This is a genomic window from Hahella chejuensis KCTC 2396, from assembly GCF_000012985.1.
Lineage (GTDB): Bacteria > Pseudomonadota > Gammaproteobacteria > Pseudomonadales > Oleiphilaceae > Hahella > Hahella chejuensis.
In genome coordinates this window covers 6,107,768-6,123,214 of record NC_007645.1, presented here as the reverse complement: position 1 = coordinate 6,123,214, position 15,447 = coordinate 6,107,768, and the positions used below count along the sequence as shown (strand labels likewise).

At 51.4% G+C, this 15,447-nt stretch carries 12 protein-coding genes; 6 read left to right on the top strand and 6 right to left on the bottom strand.

Annotated features, from left to right (window positions below):
* Nucleotides 1-5 precede the first annotated feature (5 nt).
* Entirely contained in the window at nucleotides 6-2,282 is a 2,277-nt protein-coding gene (gene ptsP, locus HCH_RS26920; protein WP_011399692.1) for a phosphoenolpyruvate--protein phosphotransferase, read from the top strand.
* 266 nt (nucleotides 2,283-2,548) lie between these two features.
* On the top strand, nucleotides 2,549-3,805 hold the full coding sequence (locus tag HCH_RS26915; protein WP_011399691.1) for a patatin-like phospholipase family protein: 1,257 nt from the start codon (nucleotides 2,549-2,551) through the stop codon (nucleotides 3,803-3,805).
* An 85-nt stretch (nucleotides 3,806-3,890) separates the two neighbouring features.
* Here the strand turns inward: HCH_RS26915 and HCH_RS26910 are convergent, their stop codons facing one another.
* The 5 genes from HCH_RS26910 to HCH_RS26890 form a co-directional block, all read right to left on the bottom strand.
* Entirely contained in the window at nucleotides 3,891-4,256 is a 366-nt protein-coding gene (locus HCH_RS26910) for a gamma-butyrobetaine hydroxylase-like domain-containing protein (protein ID WP_011399690.1), read from the bottom strand.
* Between the two features lie 23 nt (nucleotides 4,257-4,279).
* Entirely contained in the window at nucleotides 4,280-5,608 is a 1,329-nt protein-coding gene (gene hslU / locus HCH_RS26905; RefSeq protein ID WP_011399689.1) for an HslU--HslV peptidase ATPase subunit, read from the bottom strand.
* 15 nt (nucleotides 5,609-5,623) lie between these two features.
* Nucleotides 5,624-6,169, bottom strand: coding sequence for an ATP-dependent protease subunit HslV (gene hslV, locus HCH_RS26900; protein WP_011399688.1), 546 nt, complete (start codon nucleotides 6,167-6,169; stop codon nucleotides 5,624-5,626).
* A gap of 154 nt (nucleotides 6,170-6,323) precedes the next feature.
* The gene (locus HCH_RS26895) at nucleotides 6,324-6,881 is read right to left on the bottom strand and encodes an SPOR domain-containing protein (RefSeq protein ID WP_011399687.1); all 558 of its coding nucleotides are present in this window, start codon (nucleotides 6,879-6,881) and stop codon (nucleotides 6,324-6,326) included.
* A 155-nt stretch (nucleotides 6,882-7,036) separates the two neighbouring features.
* Entirely contained in the window at nucleotides 7,037-9,277 is a 2,241-nt protein-coding gene (locus HCH_RS26890) for a primosomal protein N' (RefSeq protein WP_011399686.1), read from the bottom strand.
* 160 nt (nucleotides 9,278-9,437) lie between these two features.
* On the opposite strand from HCH_RS26890, the gene rpmE reads away from it, so the two are divergent.
* Together rpmE and HCH_RS26880 are read left to right on the top strand one after the other, a co-directional pair.
* Nucleotides 9,438-9,656: a 50S ribosomal protein L31 gene (rpmE, locus tag HCH_RS26885; RefSeq protein ID WP_041598962.1), complete on the top strand. Its 219-nt coding sequence runs from the start codon at nucleotides 9,438-9,440 to the stop codon at nucleotides 9,654-9,656.
* Between the two features lie 241 nt (nucleotides 9,657-9,897).
* Nucleotides 9,898-11,169, top strand: a complete 1,272-nt coding sequence (locus HCH_RS26880) for a malic enzyme-like NAD(P)-binding protein (protein ID WP_011399684.1) — start codon at nucleotides 9,898-9,900, stop codon at nucleotides 11,167-11,169.
* Nucleotides 11,170-11,226: 57 nt separating this feature from the next.
* Here HCH_RS26880 and HCH_RS26875 read toward each other — a convergent pair whose 3' ends face one another.
* Nucleotides 11,227-13,638 (bottom strand): penicillin-binding protein 1A, encoded by a 2,412-nt coding sequence (locus HCH_RS26875; protein WP_011399683.1) that lies wholly within the window; start codon nucleotides 13,636-13,638, stop codon nucleotides 11,227-11,229.
* 177 nt (nucleotides 13,639-13,815) lie between these two features.
* On the opposite strand from HCH_RS26875, the gene HCH_RS26870 reads away from it, so the two are divergent.
* Both HCH_RS26870 and HCH_RS26865 read left to right on the top strand, forming a co-directional pair.
* Nucleotides 13,816-14,880 (top strand): pilus assembly protein PilM, encoded by a 1,065-nt coding sequence (locus HCH_RS26870; RefSeq protein ID WP_011399682.1) that lies wholly within the window; start codon nucleotides 13,816-13,818, stop codon nucleotides 14,878-14,880.
* Nucleotides 14,880-15,446 carry a PilN domain-containing protein gene (locus HCH_RS26865; RefSeq protein WP_011399681.1) on the top strand — a complete coding sequence of 189 codons (567 nt, stop codon included), beginning with the start codon at nucleotides 14,880-14,882 and terminating at the stop codon, nucleotides 15,444-15,446. Before HCH_RS26870 ends, HCH_RS26865 begins: the two co-directional genes overlap by 1 nt.
* Nucleotide 15,447 lies beyond the last annotated feature (1 nt).

Below are 15,447 nucleotides of genomic sequence, written 5' to 3'. Positions count from 1 at the left end.
CGCCTATGCTGAGTGTATTGCGTAGTATTGTACAAGAAGTCAACGCCGCTCCGAATCTGGGGGAGGCGCTGGAGCTTATTGTCAAACGCGTACATGAGTCTATGGATACCGAGGTGTGCTCCATCTACTTACTGGATCCAGAGACCAATCACTATATTTTGATGGCCACTCAAGGGCTGAATCCTGAGTCCATCGGTAAGGTTAAGCTGGGGCACTCCGAGGGGTTGGTTGGGTTAGTAGGAGTGCGTGAAGAGCCTCTTAACCTGCATAATGCGCCAGCCCACCCCCGTTATCGTTATTTCCCTGAAACCGGCGAAGAAAAGTATAAATCCTTCCTCGGCGTTCCTATTATTCATCACCGTAAAGTACTTGGCGTGTTGGTTGTTCAGCAGCAGGCCACTCGTCTGTTTGATGAAAGTGAAGAAGCCTTCCTGGTTACCATATCCGCCCAGCTCGCCGCGGTTATCGCGCATGGGGAAGCGACTGGAATTATCTCCGGGCTAAATTTTACTGGACAGAAAGCCCGGGACATTTGTTTTAAAGGCGTTGCAGGCGCGTCAGGCGTCGCAATCGGTAAATGCGTCGTCAAGTTTCCTCATGCTGACTTGAAAGCCGTGCCGGAAAAGCCCTGCACGGATATAGAAGCGGAGATGGCGCTGTTTGACGCTGCAGTTGCGGCGGTGCGGCAGGATATTAAAGAGGTGGGCGAACGCCTGTCGACGCAGTTGCGGCCGGAAGAGCAGGCCTTATTCGACGTTTATTTGGGAATGCTGGATGACAATGCGCTGAGCGGCGAAGTGAAAAACTTCATCCGCGAAGGCAACTGGGCTCAGGGCAGTCTTAAGGTCGTCGTGCAGGAATATGTGCGTCACTTCGAGGCGATCAATGACGCCTACCTGCGGGAGCGGGCTGTCGATATCAAAGACCTGGGGCAAAGGGTTCTGGCCTATCTGCAGAAGCAGCATATTGATGAACAGCGTGAGTATCCGGAAAACACGATTCTGGTGAGTGAGGAACTGACGCCATCCATGCTGGGAGAGGCTCCGCGCGAGAAACTGGTCGGTCTGGTGTCGGTACAAGGTTCGGGCAATTCCCATGTAGCGATTCTCGCCAGAGCAATGGGCTTGCCGTGTGTGATGGGCGTTATAGATATGCCCATCAATAAGCTGGATGACAGAGATATCATCATTGATGGCTACAACGGCGAAATATACAGCCATCCATCTCCTGAGCTCTTGAGTTACTACAACTCAATCGTTGAGGAAGAGCAGCAAATATCGAAAGGCCTGGAAGAGTTGCGCGATCTTCCTTGCGTCACTAAAGACGGCCATCACATGACATTGTGGGTCAATACAGGCTTGATGACGGATGTCGTGCGCTCCTTGAATCACGGCGCAGAAGGGGTTGGGCTGTATCGCACGGAAGTACCCTTCATGATCAACGACCGTTTTCCCAGCGAACAGGAGCAGCGGGATTGCTATCGCGAGCAATTAGAAGCCTTTGCGCCCAGCATGGTCACCATGCGCACGCTGGATGTTGGGGGAGATAAGGCGTTGAGTTACTTCCCGATCAGCGAGGAGAATCCTTTTCTGGGCTGGCGCGGCATTCGCGTGACGCTGGATCACCCGGAAATATTCCTGGTGCAGGTGCGGGCGATGCTGAAAGCCAGCGAAGGCCTGGATAATCTGCGTATCATGCTTCCCATGATTTCCAATATCTCGGAAATAGAAGAGGCGTTGCATCTGATCTATCGTGTCTATCACGAGGTCCGAGAAGAAGGCGCCAACGTGCGGATGCCGCCAGTGGGCGTAATGATTGAAGTGCCCAGCGCAATTTTTCAGGTCAAAGAAATTGCTGAACGGGTGGACTTTATTTCCGTAGGCAGCAATGACCTGACTCAGTATATGTTGGCGGTGGATCGCAACAATCCCCGAGTCGCATCGTTATATCACTCTTTCCATCCTTCTGTATTGCAGGCGCTCTATAAGATTGCCTGCGACGCTCATGCCGTCGGGAAGCAGGCGAGCATATGCGGAGAGCTGGCGGGAGATCCCGGCGGCGCCATTTTGCTAACGGCGATGGGATATGACGTGCTGTCCATGAATGCGGTGAATCTACCAAAAGTAAAATCCGTACTGCGCTCGATCTCATTGCGCTGGGCGGAGGACTTGTTACGTAGATTATTAATTATGGATAGCCCTCAGGTCATTAAGAGCACGCTGGAGTTTGCCTTGAAAGAAGTCGGGTTTGAGCATCTCACGCGACCGGTGCGGCAAAACTAATCAGCTAAACCAAAGTCTCAGTGACGCATCACCCTGAAAGGCGCTTTAATGAGCTTGAGCGTTAAACGCGTCAAAATGTCGATAGAATAAAGGAAAATGCGTCGTTATATCGCCATGTGGGGCTTTTCGAGACGGCGTTTATTTAGTATGAATATTCTAATTCCGTCTGCTAGCGTTTGAATTAAATCACATAACAAGAAAAGCCATCTGCGCAGTGATCACGCGCACTATCAAGCACGAGCTGAAATTAAAAGGTTGGAGAACTAATGGCGGCAATCCCTGAGAAAAATAAGGCCGGCCCAAAAATCGGGCTGGTATTGGGAGGCGGGGGCGCGCTGGGCGGCATCTATGAAATTGGCGCTTTGCGGGCTCTGGACGAGGCATTAGATGGACTGGACTTCAACGACCTGTACGTCTACGTCGGCGTTAGCGCGGGGGCATTCGTCGCGGCGAATTTGGCCAATCAGATGACCACGGCGCAGATGTGCCGGATATTTGTCAAAAACGAAGCGGACGTACACCCTTTTCACCCGGGCGTATTTTACCGACCCGCCTTACGCGAATATCTCCGTCGGGCCGTTTCCATTCCTGGGCTGGTGATGGAGGCATGCGCCAAATTTATCGAAAATCCGCGCGATCAAAGCCTACTGGAAGCCATGACGATTCTCGCGCAGGCGGCCCCCTCCGGTTTGTTTGAAAACGAAGGCTTGCATGAATATCTAGAACGTTCCTACAGCCTGTTGGGACGAACCAATGACTTTAGAAAACTCAGTCGTCGCTTGTATTTGATCGCAGCGGACCTTGAAAGCAGCGACGCTGTTCGCTTTGGCTCGCCTGGCTATGATCACGTTCCTATCTCCAAGGCGGTGCAAGCCAGTGTCGCCGCCCCTGGCATTTATACGCCTGTGGAAATTGACGGTCGTCACTATGTCGACGGTATATTGCGGAAAGGGATGCATGCTTCAGTGGCATTGGAAGACGGCGCAGACCTGGTAGTGGCGATAAACCCGGTCGTGCCAATAGATGTGCAACAGGCGGTGGAAGCGGGAACCATGGCGCAGGGCGCATTACTCAACAAAGGGATGCCGAATATCTGGTCACAGACATACAGAACCATGGTTTATTCCCGTATGCGCGCAGGAATGGCCATGTATGAAAGCGAATACCCTGATGCGGATATTGTGCTGTTTGAGCCGGCCCGTTATGACGCTAAACTGTTTTTCTCCAACGTTTTCAGTTTCCAGTCGCGCCGTATCGTCTGCGAGCACGCATACCAGATGACCAGGCAGGACTTGTTGCACAGATATGACGCATTGTCAGAGCAGTTTGCGCCATACGGCGTCACCATCCGCAGAGATATTCTTGAAGACGAACAGAGGACTATCAGTACGAGTCTTTATGGTGAAATGCTGCCGGTCTATGTGGCGAATGAAAAGCGCAGTAATGTCAGCTATTTAAGCCGGATCGGCAATAGCCTGGAAGGTGTGGCGGATTTATTGCAGAGCGCTAAGAACATAATTTGAGGTTTTACCCTTCGTCCGATTTCCCCCTCCTATCAAACCCCATTTGGACGAAGGGTTTTTTCTTTTCGAAAGGGCGGCGCCGGCGTTAGTCCCTGGAGTCGCCGGCGGCTTCTAGTTGCGCAAGATAATCCGACCAGTAGCGCTCCTTGTTTTGACACAGATCGTATAGATACGACCAAGAGTAAATGCCGCTGTCATGGCCGTCGCTAAATGTCAGCTTTAACGCGTAATTACCTGCGGCCTCTACGCCGTCTATGCGTACTAGGCGCTTGCCCGTTTGTAGCACAGCCCCCTTGCCCCCATGCCCTCGCACTTCCGCAGAAGGCGAGAGCACACGCAAAAACTCCGCTTCCAACACATAAGTCTCTGTTTCGGTATAGCTTAACTCAAGCGTCGCCGATTGTTGGTGGAGTTGAATTTGTCGTGGAATAGGGGCCTGGGGTGCAGACATAAATGATGTTTCCTATGGAGATACTAGAGAATATAGCGACTGAGGTCTTCGTCTTCCGATAGCTCGCCCAGGCATTTGTCGACATATTCAGCAGTGACCTCAAAGCTATCTCTGATCTTATCGCCCGCCGCGAAGGAAACTTCTTCAAGCAGCTTTTCCATGACGGTATGCAGCCTTCTGGCGCCGATATTCTCAGTCTTCTCATTAACTTTCCATGCGATTTCAGCAATGCGCTGAATGGCTCCTTCACTGAAGCTGATATCTACGCCTTCGGTTTTCATCAGGGCGACGTACTGTTCAGTCAGTGAGGCATTCGGCTCGGTCAAAATGCGCTGGAAGTCGCTGGGCGACAGTGCATCCAGTTCCACCCGAATTGGCAGGCGTCCCTGAAGCTCTGGAATCAGATCGGAAGGTTTGGCGAGATGGAATGCGCCTGAGGCGATGAAAAGGATGTGGTCCGTTTTCAGCATGCCGAATTTAGTGCTGACGGTGCAGCCTTCGATCAGCGGCAACAGGTCTCTCTGTACGCCTTCTCGAGATACGTCTGCGGAGCTGGTTTCCGAACGCTTGGCGACTTTATCGATTTCATCAATGAATACAATCCCGTTCTCTTCCACTGCACGCAGGGCGCGTTGCTTGATTTCCTCCTCGTTGACCAGCTTGGCGGCTTCTTCATCCTTGACCTTTTTCATGGCTTCCGCCACTTTCATACGCTTGGTGCGCTTACGGTCGCCGCTCATATTGGAGAACATGCTTTGCAGCTGGCTGGTCATTTCCTCCATACCAGGAGGCGCCATGATTTCTACGCCGACTGGGGTGGCCTTGATCTCAATGTCTATTTCCTTGTCATCCAGCGTGCCTTCGCGCAGTTTCTTGCGAAACACCTGGCGGGCGGCGGACTCTTTCTCTACTGGCGCATCGCTGTTGAATGAGCGTGCAGGAGGAAGCAGGGCGTCCAGAATACGCTCTTCGGCGGCGTCCAGTGCGCGGTTCTCCACTTTCGTCATTTCTTTCTCGCGTAGAAGCTTGATGGCCATATCCGCCAAATCGCGAATGATGGACTCTACGTCGCGGCCGACATAGCCCACTTCTGTAAACTTGGTAGCTTCTACTTTTATAAATGGCGCATCAGCCAGTTTGGCCAGACGCCGGGCGATTTCAGTCTTCCCTACACCGGTAGGGCCGATCATCAGAATATTTTTGGGAGTGACTTCTTCACGCAGACCTTCATCGATCTGCATGCGACGCCAGCGATTGCGCAGTGCGATTGCGACCGCGCGCTTGGCGGAGTCTTGCCCTATGATGTGCTTGTCTAGCTCCTGAACTATTTCACGGGGAGTCATGGACGACATTGTTTAAACCTTCTCTTACACAGTGGAGGGAGTCTGAGTCCCGTCAATTTCTTCCAGCGTCAGGTTCTGGTTGGTGAAAACGCAGATGTCCCCCGCTATTACCAGGCTCTTCTTAACGATATCGGACGCTTCAAGCTCTGTATTTTCAAGTAGCGCGCGCGCCGCAGCTTGAGCATAGGGGCCGCCGGAACCAATGGCTATCAAGCTATTCTCTGGTTCTATGACGTCGCCGTTGCCGGTGATGATCAATGAAGCTTTATTGTCGGCGACCGCCAATAGGGCTTCCAGGCGGCGCAAGGCGCGATCGGTTCGCCAGTCTTTGGCGAGTTCAACGGCGGCTCTGACGAGATTGCCCTGATGTTTTTCCAACTGGGCTTCAAAACGCTCAAACAATGTAAATGCGTCAGCTGTGCCGCCAGCGAAACCGGCGATTACTTTATTGTGGTAGAGGCGGCGCACTTTGCGGGCGTTCCCCTTCATAACTGTATTGCCCAGGGATACCTGGCCGTCGCCGCCCATGGCGACCTTACCGTCTCTACGGACTGAAACAATGGTGGTCATGCCTTTCTCCAGGCGATTGAATGAATAACCGTAAGGAAAGGTATATGGAGCCGATGGCGGCTATTTCAAGGAAGCGGGCGGGTAGAAAATAGTCGTAGCCAAGATGGAATATCTATTGCCGGAACGGCCCGGCGCAGTATGGCGGGACGCGGGATTAATTCTCCCGCTTTTGTTTCTTCACCAGGGGTTGAATGTTGATGGCGACCAAGCGGTCCATGGCGCTGTTCATTTTTGATCGTGACGAAAATGGGCCGACTTGTACTCTATACCAAACATTTTCACTGGAAAGCTTAACTTCTTCCACTTGGGCTTTTAAGCCCTGAAACCCAATGGTGGCGCGCTGTTTTTCCGCATCGTCAAACTCTCTGAAAGAGCCTGTTTGCAGCATATAGATAATTGCCTCGTTGGATTTTTTGGGCGTATAGGCTTCCACTTTGGGGGCCACGACTTCCGTCTCCGGAAGCATGTCGTAGAACTTGAAACGTGGTTCGTCCGACTCTTTGGTTGCTGTCTTGGCGACATTGGCGGAAGAGTTGGGTTTGGATGTCTGCGCTGTCGCGGAGGAAGGAATTCCTGTGTTTAACTTGGTTGCAGGCACAGAGTTCAAGTAAAACAGAAAATAGAGAAAGGCGGCGGCCAAACCCAGGTTGATAAACCAGACCCAAGGTGAAATTTTCTTTTCAGGTTGCTTTGTAGCGGCTTTTTTACTCATTTACCTAAAGATCAGTCAGTCTGTTATTACAGTGGCAGGTCCGACGAAGGCAGGTTTTGCTTTCCGGCGCATAATCCTGAGATAGCCGCTCTCTCGGCGCAACCTTCGTCAAGCCCGCCATTATCCATGTCGCAGAATCAACTCGCAACCGCACGCTATAGCGTTTCCAACGGATCGACGTCAATCAGCCATCTAAAACCGGATGGCGTCGCTATCCCTTCACTATATCGTAGCCAATGCTTCAGAAACTGTCGCAACTCTGCTTTTTGAGGAGCGAATAGCCACAGGATTGCGTGGAAACGGTTCTGTTTTCGCTGCATCACGCTAGGGAAGGGGCCGTGAACCTCTATTTGCAAACCGTCATTAAACTTCAGAAGTTCCAGAAGAGATTCTTTTAGCGACCAGAGTCCGCCCAACGCAGCCTCCAGCAGGGGGGCCTCCGCCCGAATCAGCGCCATACTTGTAAAGGGCGGTAGCCTGCCTGCTTCGCGAATGTGCAGCTCTTCCTCGCAAATAGCGTTGTAATCCTGGGCGGCGATGGCTTGGAGTAAAGGGTGGCTCGGGAATAGGGTTTGAATGATGACTTTGCCTTCCACGGCGGAGCGTCCCGCTCTACCCGCCACCTGCAGTAATAACTGCGCCGTTTTTTCCGCCGCTCTGAAGTCGCTGCTGAATAATCCACTGTCGGCGTTAATAATTCCGACTAACGCCAGGTTGGGAAAGTCGTGCCCTTTCGCCAACATTTGAGTGCCGACAATAATACAGGGTTCATTGCTGCGAATTTGAAGGAGCTTATCCTGAAGGCTGCCTTTGGTTTGGGTTGTATCCCGGTCGATGCGAATGACGGGGGTGTCAGGAAATGTCGTTTCCAAGAACTCCTCGGTGCGCTCCGTGCCGGCGCCGACTGCTTTGAGAGAGTCTTGTTTGCACTTTGGGCAGCATGTTGGGAGTGAGTATGTGCTATCGCAATGATGACAGCGGAGTAGGGCCGCTTTCATGTGATAAGTCAAACGGGCGTCGCAATGCTGGCATTCGGCCAGCCACCCACACTCGACACACATCAATGTAGGGGAGAATCCTCTGCGATTGATGAAAAGCATGACCTGGCGTTGCTCCGTCAAGTGCTGTTTTATCTCCTCTAATAAAGGAGGGGATATGCCGCCATGCAGAGGACGGCTTTTGATATCCAGCAGTCTAATGCTGGGCGTGTCGGCGTTGACAGCTCGTTGTCGCAATAGAACAGATTCATAGCGTCCCCCGCGGGCGTTCATGAGTGACTCCAGTGAAGGGGTGGCGGAGCCCAGTACGATAGGGCAGCTGTGCTCTTTGGCGCGCAGTATGGCAAGGTCTCTCGCGTTATAACGGGCGCCATCCTGCTGTTTGAATGAGCTGTCGTGCTCCTCGTCCACAATAATCCCTGCCAGATCATTGAACGGTAGAAACACCGCAGAGCGAGTCCCAATGACTATCTGCGTCCGCCCCTCAAGAATATTTATCCACACGCGCATGCGTTCTTTGTCAGTGAGAGCGCTGTGGTAGGCGGCCACTTTGTCGCCAAAGCGTAAGGCGAAGCGTTGTCGCAACTGGGGAGTGAGGGATATTTCCGGTGCAAGAGCAAGAAACTGGCTATCAGGGCGCTGGGAGAGAGCGAGTGCGATCCAGGCTAAATAGACTTCCGTTTTTCCGCTGCCGGTGACACCGTTCAACAATATAGTACGGAAGCTATCTGGCTCAGAGGAGATCCTGTTGAGGGCTTCCTGTTGTTCCTGGTTGAGCTGCGGCGGCTCAATAATTTGGGGGGCGGCGCCTCCTCCACCAGGGATATGAGAATGCGGCTGAATCAGCCCTTTTGCGCTAAGGGCGCGCAATTGGGTTAGAGAGTATCCCAGGCCTGTAATATCGCCTTGCAGCATGGACTTTCTTTTTAATAGTAAGCCCCACAACTGCTTTTGTTTGGCTCCTTTTATCAGGTGTTCTGCATTGCCGGCGGAGAGGCCCAACGAGGTAGCCCCCCAATAAGTCTCCTGTAGAGAACTGATGATATCTGTATCGGCGTTTGCTGTGCGCAGCGGCGGGGGGAGAGCGGCGAATACCACCTCCCCGATTGGAGCATGATAGTAATCGGCGACCCACTGGCATAACTGGAGAATGACAGACGGAATCAACGGTGCGCGATCAAGTACTTTTGCGACGGGCTTGAGCCGGGATATTGGCAGCTCTGACTCGTCGGATATAGCGAGGATGACCCCGGTCAGACTCCTGCGTCCAAAAGGAACCTGCACTCGCGAACCTGGCGGGTAGTTTTCCCGGAGATCTGTGGGATGTGATGGAAGATAGTCAAATTGCCGGCGGAGAGGGACTGGCAGCGCTACGGTTACTACGAAAGAGGTTGACATTTCAGATTAAAGGAATCTAATGCTTGTGAATTGTTCACAATCTGGTATGATCACGCGTCTTTTCCACAGGCCAAATTGGTTGTGCGCTAGTTTGCCTAACATTGCGGTGCCCGACAAGTTCAGGGTTCGGGTAGCGGCAGGTTTTAAGCGAGGTAAGGTTATGAAGCAAGGTATTCACCCGGAATATAAAGAAATTACTGCAACCTGCAGTTGCGGTAATATTATCAAGACCAAGTCTACTCTGTGTGAAAATATTCACATCGACGTATGCTCCAGCTGCCACCCTTTCTATACTGGTAAGCAGAAGGTTCTGGATACTGGCGGACGTATTGATCGCTTTAAAAAGCGTTTCGGCGGTCGCATGGGTCGTTCCAGCTAATCGCAGAACACCCAATAATAAAAAAGGCGCCCATTGGCGCCTTTTTTATTTTCTGGACCTGTATCGCCCCAGGTTTTGCTTAAGTCGCTGAAACCGCCGTGGTTTCCCTTGAGCGCAGAAATTAAACAAGTAATAATGTGCCTCCGGTTCTTTCGGGCAATATAAAATATATAAAAAAGTGGAGGTTCGTTTAGCCTTTTGGGCGACGGTAATCCCATCATTAGAGAGTAGGATAAAAGCAATGTCAGACGAGTTGAAAAAAGCGGCGCTGGAGTATCATGCACAACCGCGCCCGGGTAAGTTGAGTGTTGAGATTACCAAACCTACGGCGACTTCTCGTGATCTGTCCCTGGCTTATAGCCCGGGCGTAGCTGAGCCTGTTCGCGAAATCGCCAAAGATGCGGAGAATGCATATCGCTACACCAATAAGGGGAATTTGGTAGCGGTGATATCTGATGGGACGGCCATTCTTGGGCTGGGTAACTTAGGACCCTTGGCCAGCAAGCCGGTCATGGAAGGCAAAGGGGTGTTGTTCAAGCGCTTCGCTGGAATCGACGTATTTGATATCGAAGTCAAAGCGGAGAGTCCACAGGCGTTTATTGACACGGTCGCTCGTATCGCGGATACCTTCGGGGGAATTAACCTTGAAGATATCAAAGCGCCAGAGTGTTTCGAAATTGAAAGAGTGCTTATTGAGCAGTGCTCTATCCCCGTATTTCACGATGATCAACATGGCACGGCCATTGTTACAGCGGCAGGCATGCTGAATGCGTTGGAGCTGCAAGGCAAACAAATTGGCGAAGCCAAAATTGTGTGTCTGGGCGCGGGCGCTGCGGCGGTGGCCTGTATGAAGCTGTTGATTAGCTGCGGCGCGAAATCGGAAAACATTTATATGATTGACCGTAAAGGCGTCATTCATAGCGGTCGTGATGACCTCAACCAATATAAGGCTATGTTCGCGTTGGAGACTGACAAGCGTACTCTGGCTGACGCGTGTGAGGGGGCCGATGTATTTGTGGGTCTCTCTGGCCCAGATCTGCTTTCGGTGGATATGTTGAAGAGCATGGCGCCGAATCCGGTGATTTTCGCGTGCTCCAACCCTGATCCGGAAATCAAGCCTGAGCTGGCGTTGGCGGCTCGTGACGATTTGATCATGGCTACCGGGCGTTCTGATTACCCGAACCAAGTTAACAACGTTCTGGGTTTCCCTTTCATATTTCGCGGCGCCCTTGATGTGCGTGCAACCGCCATTAATGAAGAGATGAAAGTCGCGGCAGTGAACGCTATTCGTGAACTGGCTAAACAGCCAGTGCCGCAGGATGTGGTGGACGCATATGGCGGCGAAAAGTTTGAGTTTGGTAAGAACTATATTATCCCCAAGCCGATGGACGTTCGTCTGTTGACCGAAGTGTGTGCGGCTGTCGCCAGAGCCGCGGTTGACTCAGGTGTGGCTCGTTTGCCTTATCCAGAGCACTATCCATTGAACTCAATCGACGATATTAAAATCGTGTGATTTGAGCTGCCAAAAAAAGCCGCGCAATTGCGCGGCTTTTTTTGGGATGAAGGAGGGCTAATTAAAAATCATCTCCATTAGCGGCGTATCGCTGGAGCCGCTGCTCCCTCCGTCATAGGTAGGGGAGTCTTGACGCACCACTTGTGGCACAGTCTCTGCCTTAAACATTTCAAAAATCGCGTCATCCTGTCCGGGCGCAGCGCGCTCGCCGGTGTTCGGGTCAATCTTGACCGTGACTATGCCGGGCGGCTGCTTGAGCTGTGCTTCTGGTGTATCTTTGAGGGCGTCTTCCATAAAGTCGATCCATATGGGGAGTGCGGCGCGGCTGCCGTATTCTCGACGACCTAGCGTTGACGGCTGATCAAAGCCTACCCAAACAGTCGTCGCAATATTAGCGTTGTAGCCAGAGAACCAGGCGTCAACCTGATCATTGGTTGTGCCAGTTTTTCCTGCAAGGTCGCTTCTGCCAAGAGACAAGGCTTTAGTTGCAGTGCCTCGCTTGATAACGTCTTGCAAGATGCTATTTAAAATATAGACCGACCTCGGGTCAGCAATTGGGGGGGCAATATTGCTCTGAGGTTGGTCCTTGCTGTCAGAATTCCTGCGATTGCTGTCACATTGGCTGCACGCCACAGCAGGATTACTTTGATAAACAACTTTGCCGTTATAGTCGATGACTTTGTCTATAAGGTAGGGGCTTACTTTGTATCCGCCGTTGGCGATGGCCGCGTAGCCCGACACTACATTCATTGGCGTGTATTCAACCGAGCCTAAAGCAAGTGAGAGGTTGCGAGGGATTCGGCTTTCCTCAAATCCGACTTGCGAGAGGAATTTGACGGTTGTGTCGATACCGACTTTTTGCAGCAAGCGTATAGAAACAAGGTTGCGGGACTGATAAAGCGCCTTTCTTAGCCTCATTGGGCCGTTAAAGTTCAGGGATGAGTTTTGCGGTCGCCATGAGTCCTCAAGATTGGCGTCTTCAAAAACAACGGGAGCGTCATTTATTGTTGTCGAGGCGGTGGCTCCATTCTCCAGGGCCGCCAGATAAACAAAAGGTTTGAAGTTGGAGCCGGGTTGTCTCAATGCCTGAGTGGCGCGGTTGAATTTGCTCAAGAAGAAGTCAAAGCCGCCAGTCAGCGCCAAAATGGCGCCATCTCCTGGCGCAAGTGACACTACGGCGCCTTGAACCTTGGGAATCTGGCTGAGGAACAGTTTGTCATCATGCTGTTTCACATAAATGACGTCGCCCTGCTTGAATATATCCTCCGCTTTCTTGGGAGAACCGCCGCGTTCGTTAACATGGACGTACTTGCGCGCCCAGGCCATACCTTCCCAGAGTAGTGTGGCGGTGTCGCCGGAGGACATTAAGAGAGTCGCTTTCTTCTCTGTGACGGCGACGACCCATGCAGGCTTGAGAGCTCCAACAGAGGGGAACTCTTTTAAGCGCTCTACGACAATATTAAGCGCTTCATCACCCTCTGGCGCATCTATGTGTCCGGCGGGACCTTTGTAGCCATGGCGTTCGCTGTATTCGACGAGTCCCCGCTTTAAGGCGGCATCCGCTTCCTTCTGTAATTTGCTGTCGATTGTCAGAATGACATTGTAGCCGTCGGTATAGGCGTCTACGCCAAAGCGATTGACGATTTCCTGACGAGCCATTTCCGCTACGTAAGGCGCGTTCGCCTCGGGTTGTGCGCCATGATAGCTGGCAGTGACTGGCGCCTTGCGGGCTTCGGCCTGCTGTTCTGGAGTAATCATACCAAGCTCCTGCATACGGCCTAGTATCCAGTTTCTGCGAATCAGCGCCCGATCTGGTGATGCGATAGGGTTGTATTTTGACGGGGCTTTAGGAAGGCCGGCGATCATTGCCGCCTGAGCAAGCGTCAGTTCTTTGATGCTCTTCCCATAATAAGCATTTGCTGCGGCTTCTATGCCATATGCCCTATTCCCTAGATAGATTTTGTTTAGGTAAAGTTCAAGGATTTCCGGTTTTTCAAGTTCGCGCTCAATCTTTAAAGCCAAAAGTATCTCATTGAATTTTCGGTCGAAAGTGCGTTCCTGACTGAGGAAGAAGTTTTTTGCGACTTGCATTGTAATCGTGCTGCCGCCGGACTGAATGCGGCCAGTACTGGCAAGCTGCAAAGATGCGCGCGCCAAGCTCTTTACATTTACGCCTTGGTGCTCGAAGAAAGCGGAGTCTTCCGCGGCAAGGAAGGCGTTGACAAGGTTTGTAGGGATTTGGTTGTAGGAAACGGGCGTTCTTCGCTTTTCGCCAAATTCGCCTAACAGTTGCTGGTCGCGGGTATATATTCGCAGTGGGGTCTGGAGTTGGACGGACCTTAGTTGCTCCACATCCGGCAAGTTGGGCGATAAGAAAAGATAGAAGCTGGATGCAATAACGATACCGGCGGCGAGGCCCGCCGCGAACATCCAACTTAAAAATCGTAAGAGCCTCACAAAATTTCGCATGTTTTTCCTGACATCTTTACAATCTATGTCTATTATTTAAGAAATTTCTTTAGGTTTGGATAACACAGTCAGATTATACGCTTTTTGCGCTGGAGATTTTAGTAATCTTCGAATGTTGGCTATGCTTTCAGAGCAGACTTTAACCTTTTAACCGTAGTGCGATAAGAAGGCAACTTTGTGTTTGGACTATTTGGAAAGAAAAAACAGCCGGTCTTAGGGCTTGATATCAGTTCTACATCGGTCAAGCTGATTGAACTCAGTCAGCAGGGCAGTCGATATCGAGTGGATAGTTACGCCGTGGAGCCTTTGCCGCCGAACGCAGTCGTTGAGAAGAATATCAATGATGCCGAAGCTGTAGGTGAAGTGATCTCGAGAGTTGTCAGCAAAGCGCGGGTCAGCACCAAGCATGCGGCGGTTGCAGTCGCAGGTTCTGCGGTTATTACAAAAGTTATTCAGATGAGCTCTTCAATTCGAGAGCAAGATCTGGAATCGCAAATTCAAATAGAAGCGGACCAATATATCCCTTACCCGCTGGACGAGGTCGCTTTGGACTTTGAGATGGTGGGGCCGAATGAAGTTAATGCTGAGATGATGGATGTCCTGTTGGCGGCTTGCCGACGGGAAAATGTCGAACTGCGTGAGGATGCATTGGAAATCGGCGGCCTGACCACCAAGGTCGTAGACGTCGAAGCTTACGCTATGGAACGCGCGATGGGACTCATAGAAGCGCAGCTCGGTACAGGAGACGAGTCTCAAACTGTCGCCGTTGTGGATATCGGCGCCACCATGACCACGCTGAGTGTGTTGTCAGACGGCAAGACAATCTATACACGCGAACAGCTATTTGGCGGCAAGCAGCTTACGGAAGAAATACAGCGCCGATATGGCTTGTCTCAAGAGGAAGCCGGGCTGGCCAAGAAGCAAGGCGGTTTACCTGACGACTATGAGCAGGAAGTCTTGCATCCGTTTAAAGAAGCTGTTGTGCAGCAAGTGGCTAGATCGCTGCAGTTCTTTTTCTCATCTACTCAGTTCAACGAGGTTGATTTCATTATTTTAGCTGGGGGGACAGCCTCAATTCCTGGTATCGCTGAATTGGTTCAGGAACGGGTAGGAACCACAACGCTGGTGGCGAACCCATTTGCAGACATGACAGTGTCGTCAAAGGTTAATGCGTCAGCATTAAGTAATGACGCTCCCTCTCTCATGATCGCGTGCGGATTGGCAATGAGGAGTTTTGACTAATGGCGCGTATTAACCTCCGCCCCTGGCGGGAAGAACTTCGGGCTGAGCGACAGAAGCAGTTTATTACAGTGCTGCTAGGCATGCTAATCATTAGCGCAGGCGCAGGCTTTCTTTGGCATCGTTACGTAGAGGGGGCAATCGAGTACCAAGTTCAGCGTAACAATTATGTTCGAAATGAAATTGCCCAGCTAGAGAAACAGATAAAGGAAATACGTGAGCTTAAGAAAAAGCGCGATGCGTTGATCGAGCGCATGAAGGTTATTCAAGATCTCCAAGGTAAGCGCCCGATTATTGTACGTGTTTTCGATGAGCTGGTAAAAACCAATCCAGATGGGGTTTACTTTACAAACTTGGTTAAGAAAGGTGAGACACTAGAGATTAAAGGTGTTGGCGAATCGAACAGCAGGATATCTAGCTTGATGCGGAGACTTGATGAGTCTGATTGGTTTAAAGAGCCTAATTTGACTTCAGTTAAGGCGCTTAGAGATGGTGAATCGAAAAGCACCTTTAATATGACAGTGAAGCAAGAGGCGCCGAAAGAAGAAAGTAGAAAAGGAGGGGCCTGAT

What these genes read in the sequence shown, in the direction of transcription:
- hslU (WP_011399689.1), bottom strand. Translation starts at nt 5,608, where the DNA reads ATGTCGTCCATGACTCCCCGTGAAATAGTTCAGGAGCTAGACAAGCAC.
- HCH_RS26895 (WP_011399687.1), bottom strand. Translation starts at nt 6,881, where the DNA reads ATGAGTAAAAAAGCCGCTACAAAGCAACCTGAAAAGAAAATTTCACCT.
- hslV (WP_011399688.1), bottom strand. Translation starts at nt 6,169, where the DNA reads ATGACCACCATTGTTTCAGTCCGTAGAGACGGTAAGGTCGCCATGGGC.
- HCH_RS26910 (WP_011399690.1), bottom strand. Translation starts at nt 4,256, where the DNA reads ATGTCTGCACCCCAGGCCCCTATTCCACGACAAATTCAACTCCACCAA.
- HCH_RS26865 (WP_011399681.1), top strand. Translation starts at nt 14,880, where the DNA reads ATGGCGCGTATTAACCTCCGCCCCTGGCGGGAAGAACTTCGGGCTGAG.
- ptsP (WP_011399692.1), top strand. Translation starts at nt 6, where the DNA reads ATGCTGAGTGTATTGCGTAGTATTGTACAAGAAGTCAACGCCGCTCCG.
- HCH_RS26880 (WP_011399684.1), top strand. Translation starts at nt 9,898, where the DNA reads ATGTCAGACGAGTTGAAAAAAGCGGCGCTGGAGTATCATGCACAACCG.
- HCH_RS26890 (WP_011399686.1), bottom strand. Translation starts at nt 9,277, where the DNA reads ATGTCAACCTCTTTCGTAGTAACCGTAGCGCTGCCAGTCCCTCTCCGC.
- rpmE (WP_041598962.1), top strand. Translation starts at nt 9,438, where the DNA reads ATGAAGCAAGGTATTCACCCGGAATATAAAGAAATTACTGCAACCTGC.
- HCH_RS26875 (WP_011399683.1), bottom strand. Translation starts at nt 13,638, where the DNA reads ATGCGAAATTTTGTGAGGCTCTTACGATTTTTAAGTTGGATGTTCGCG.
- HCH_RS26915 (WP_011399691.1), top strand. Translation starts at nt 2,549, where the DNA reads ATGGCGGCAATCCCTGAGAAAAATAAGGCCGGCCCAAAAATCGGGCTG.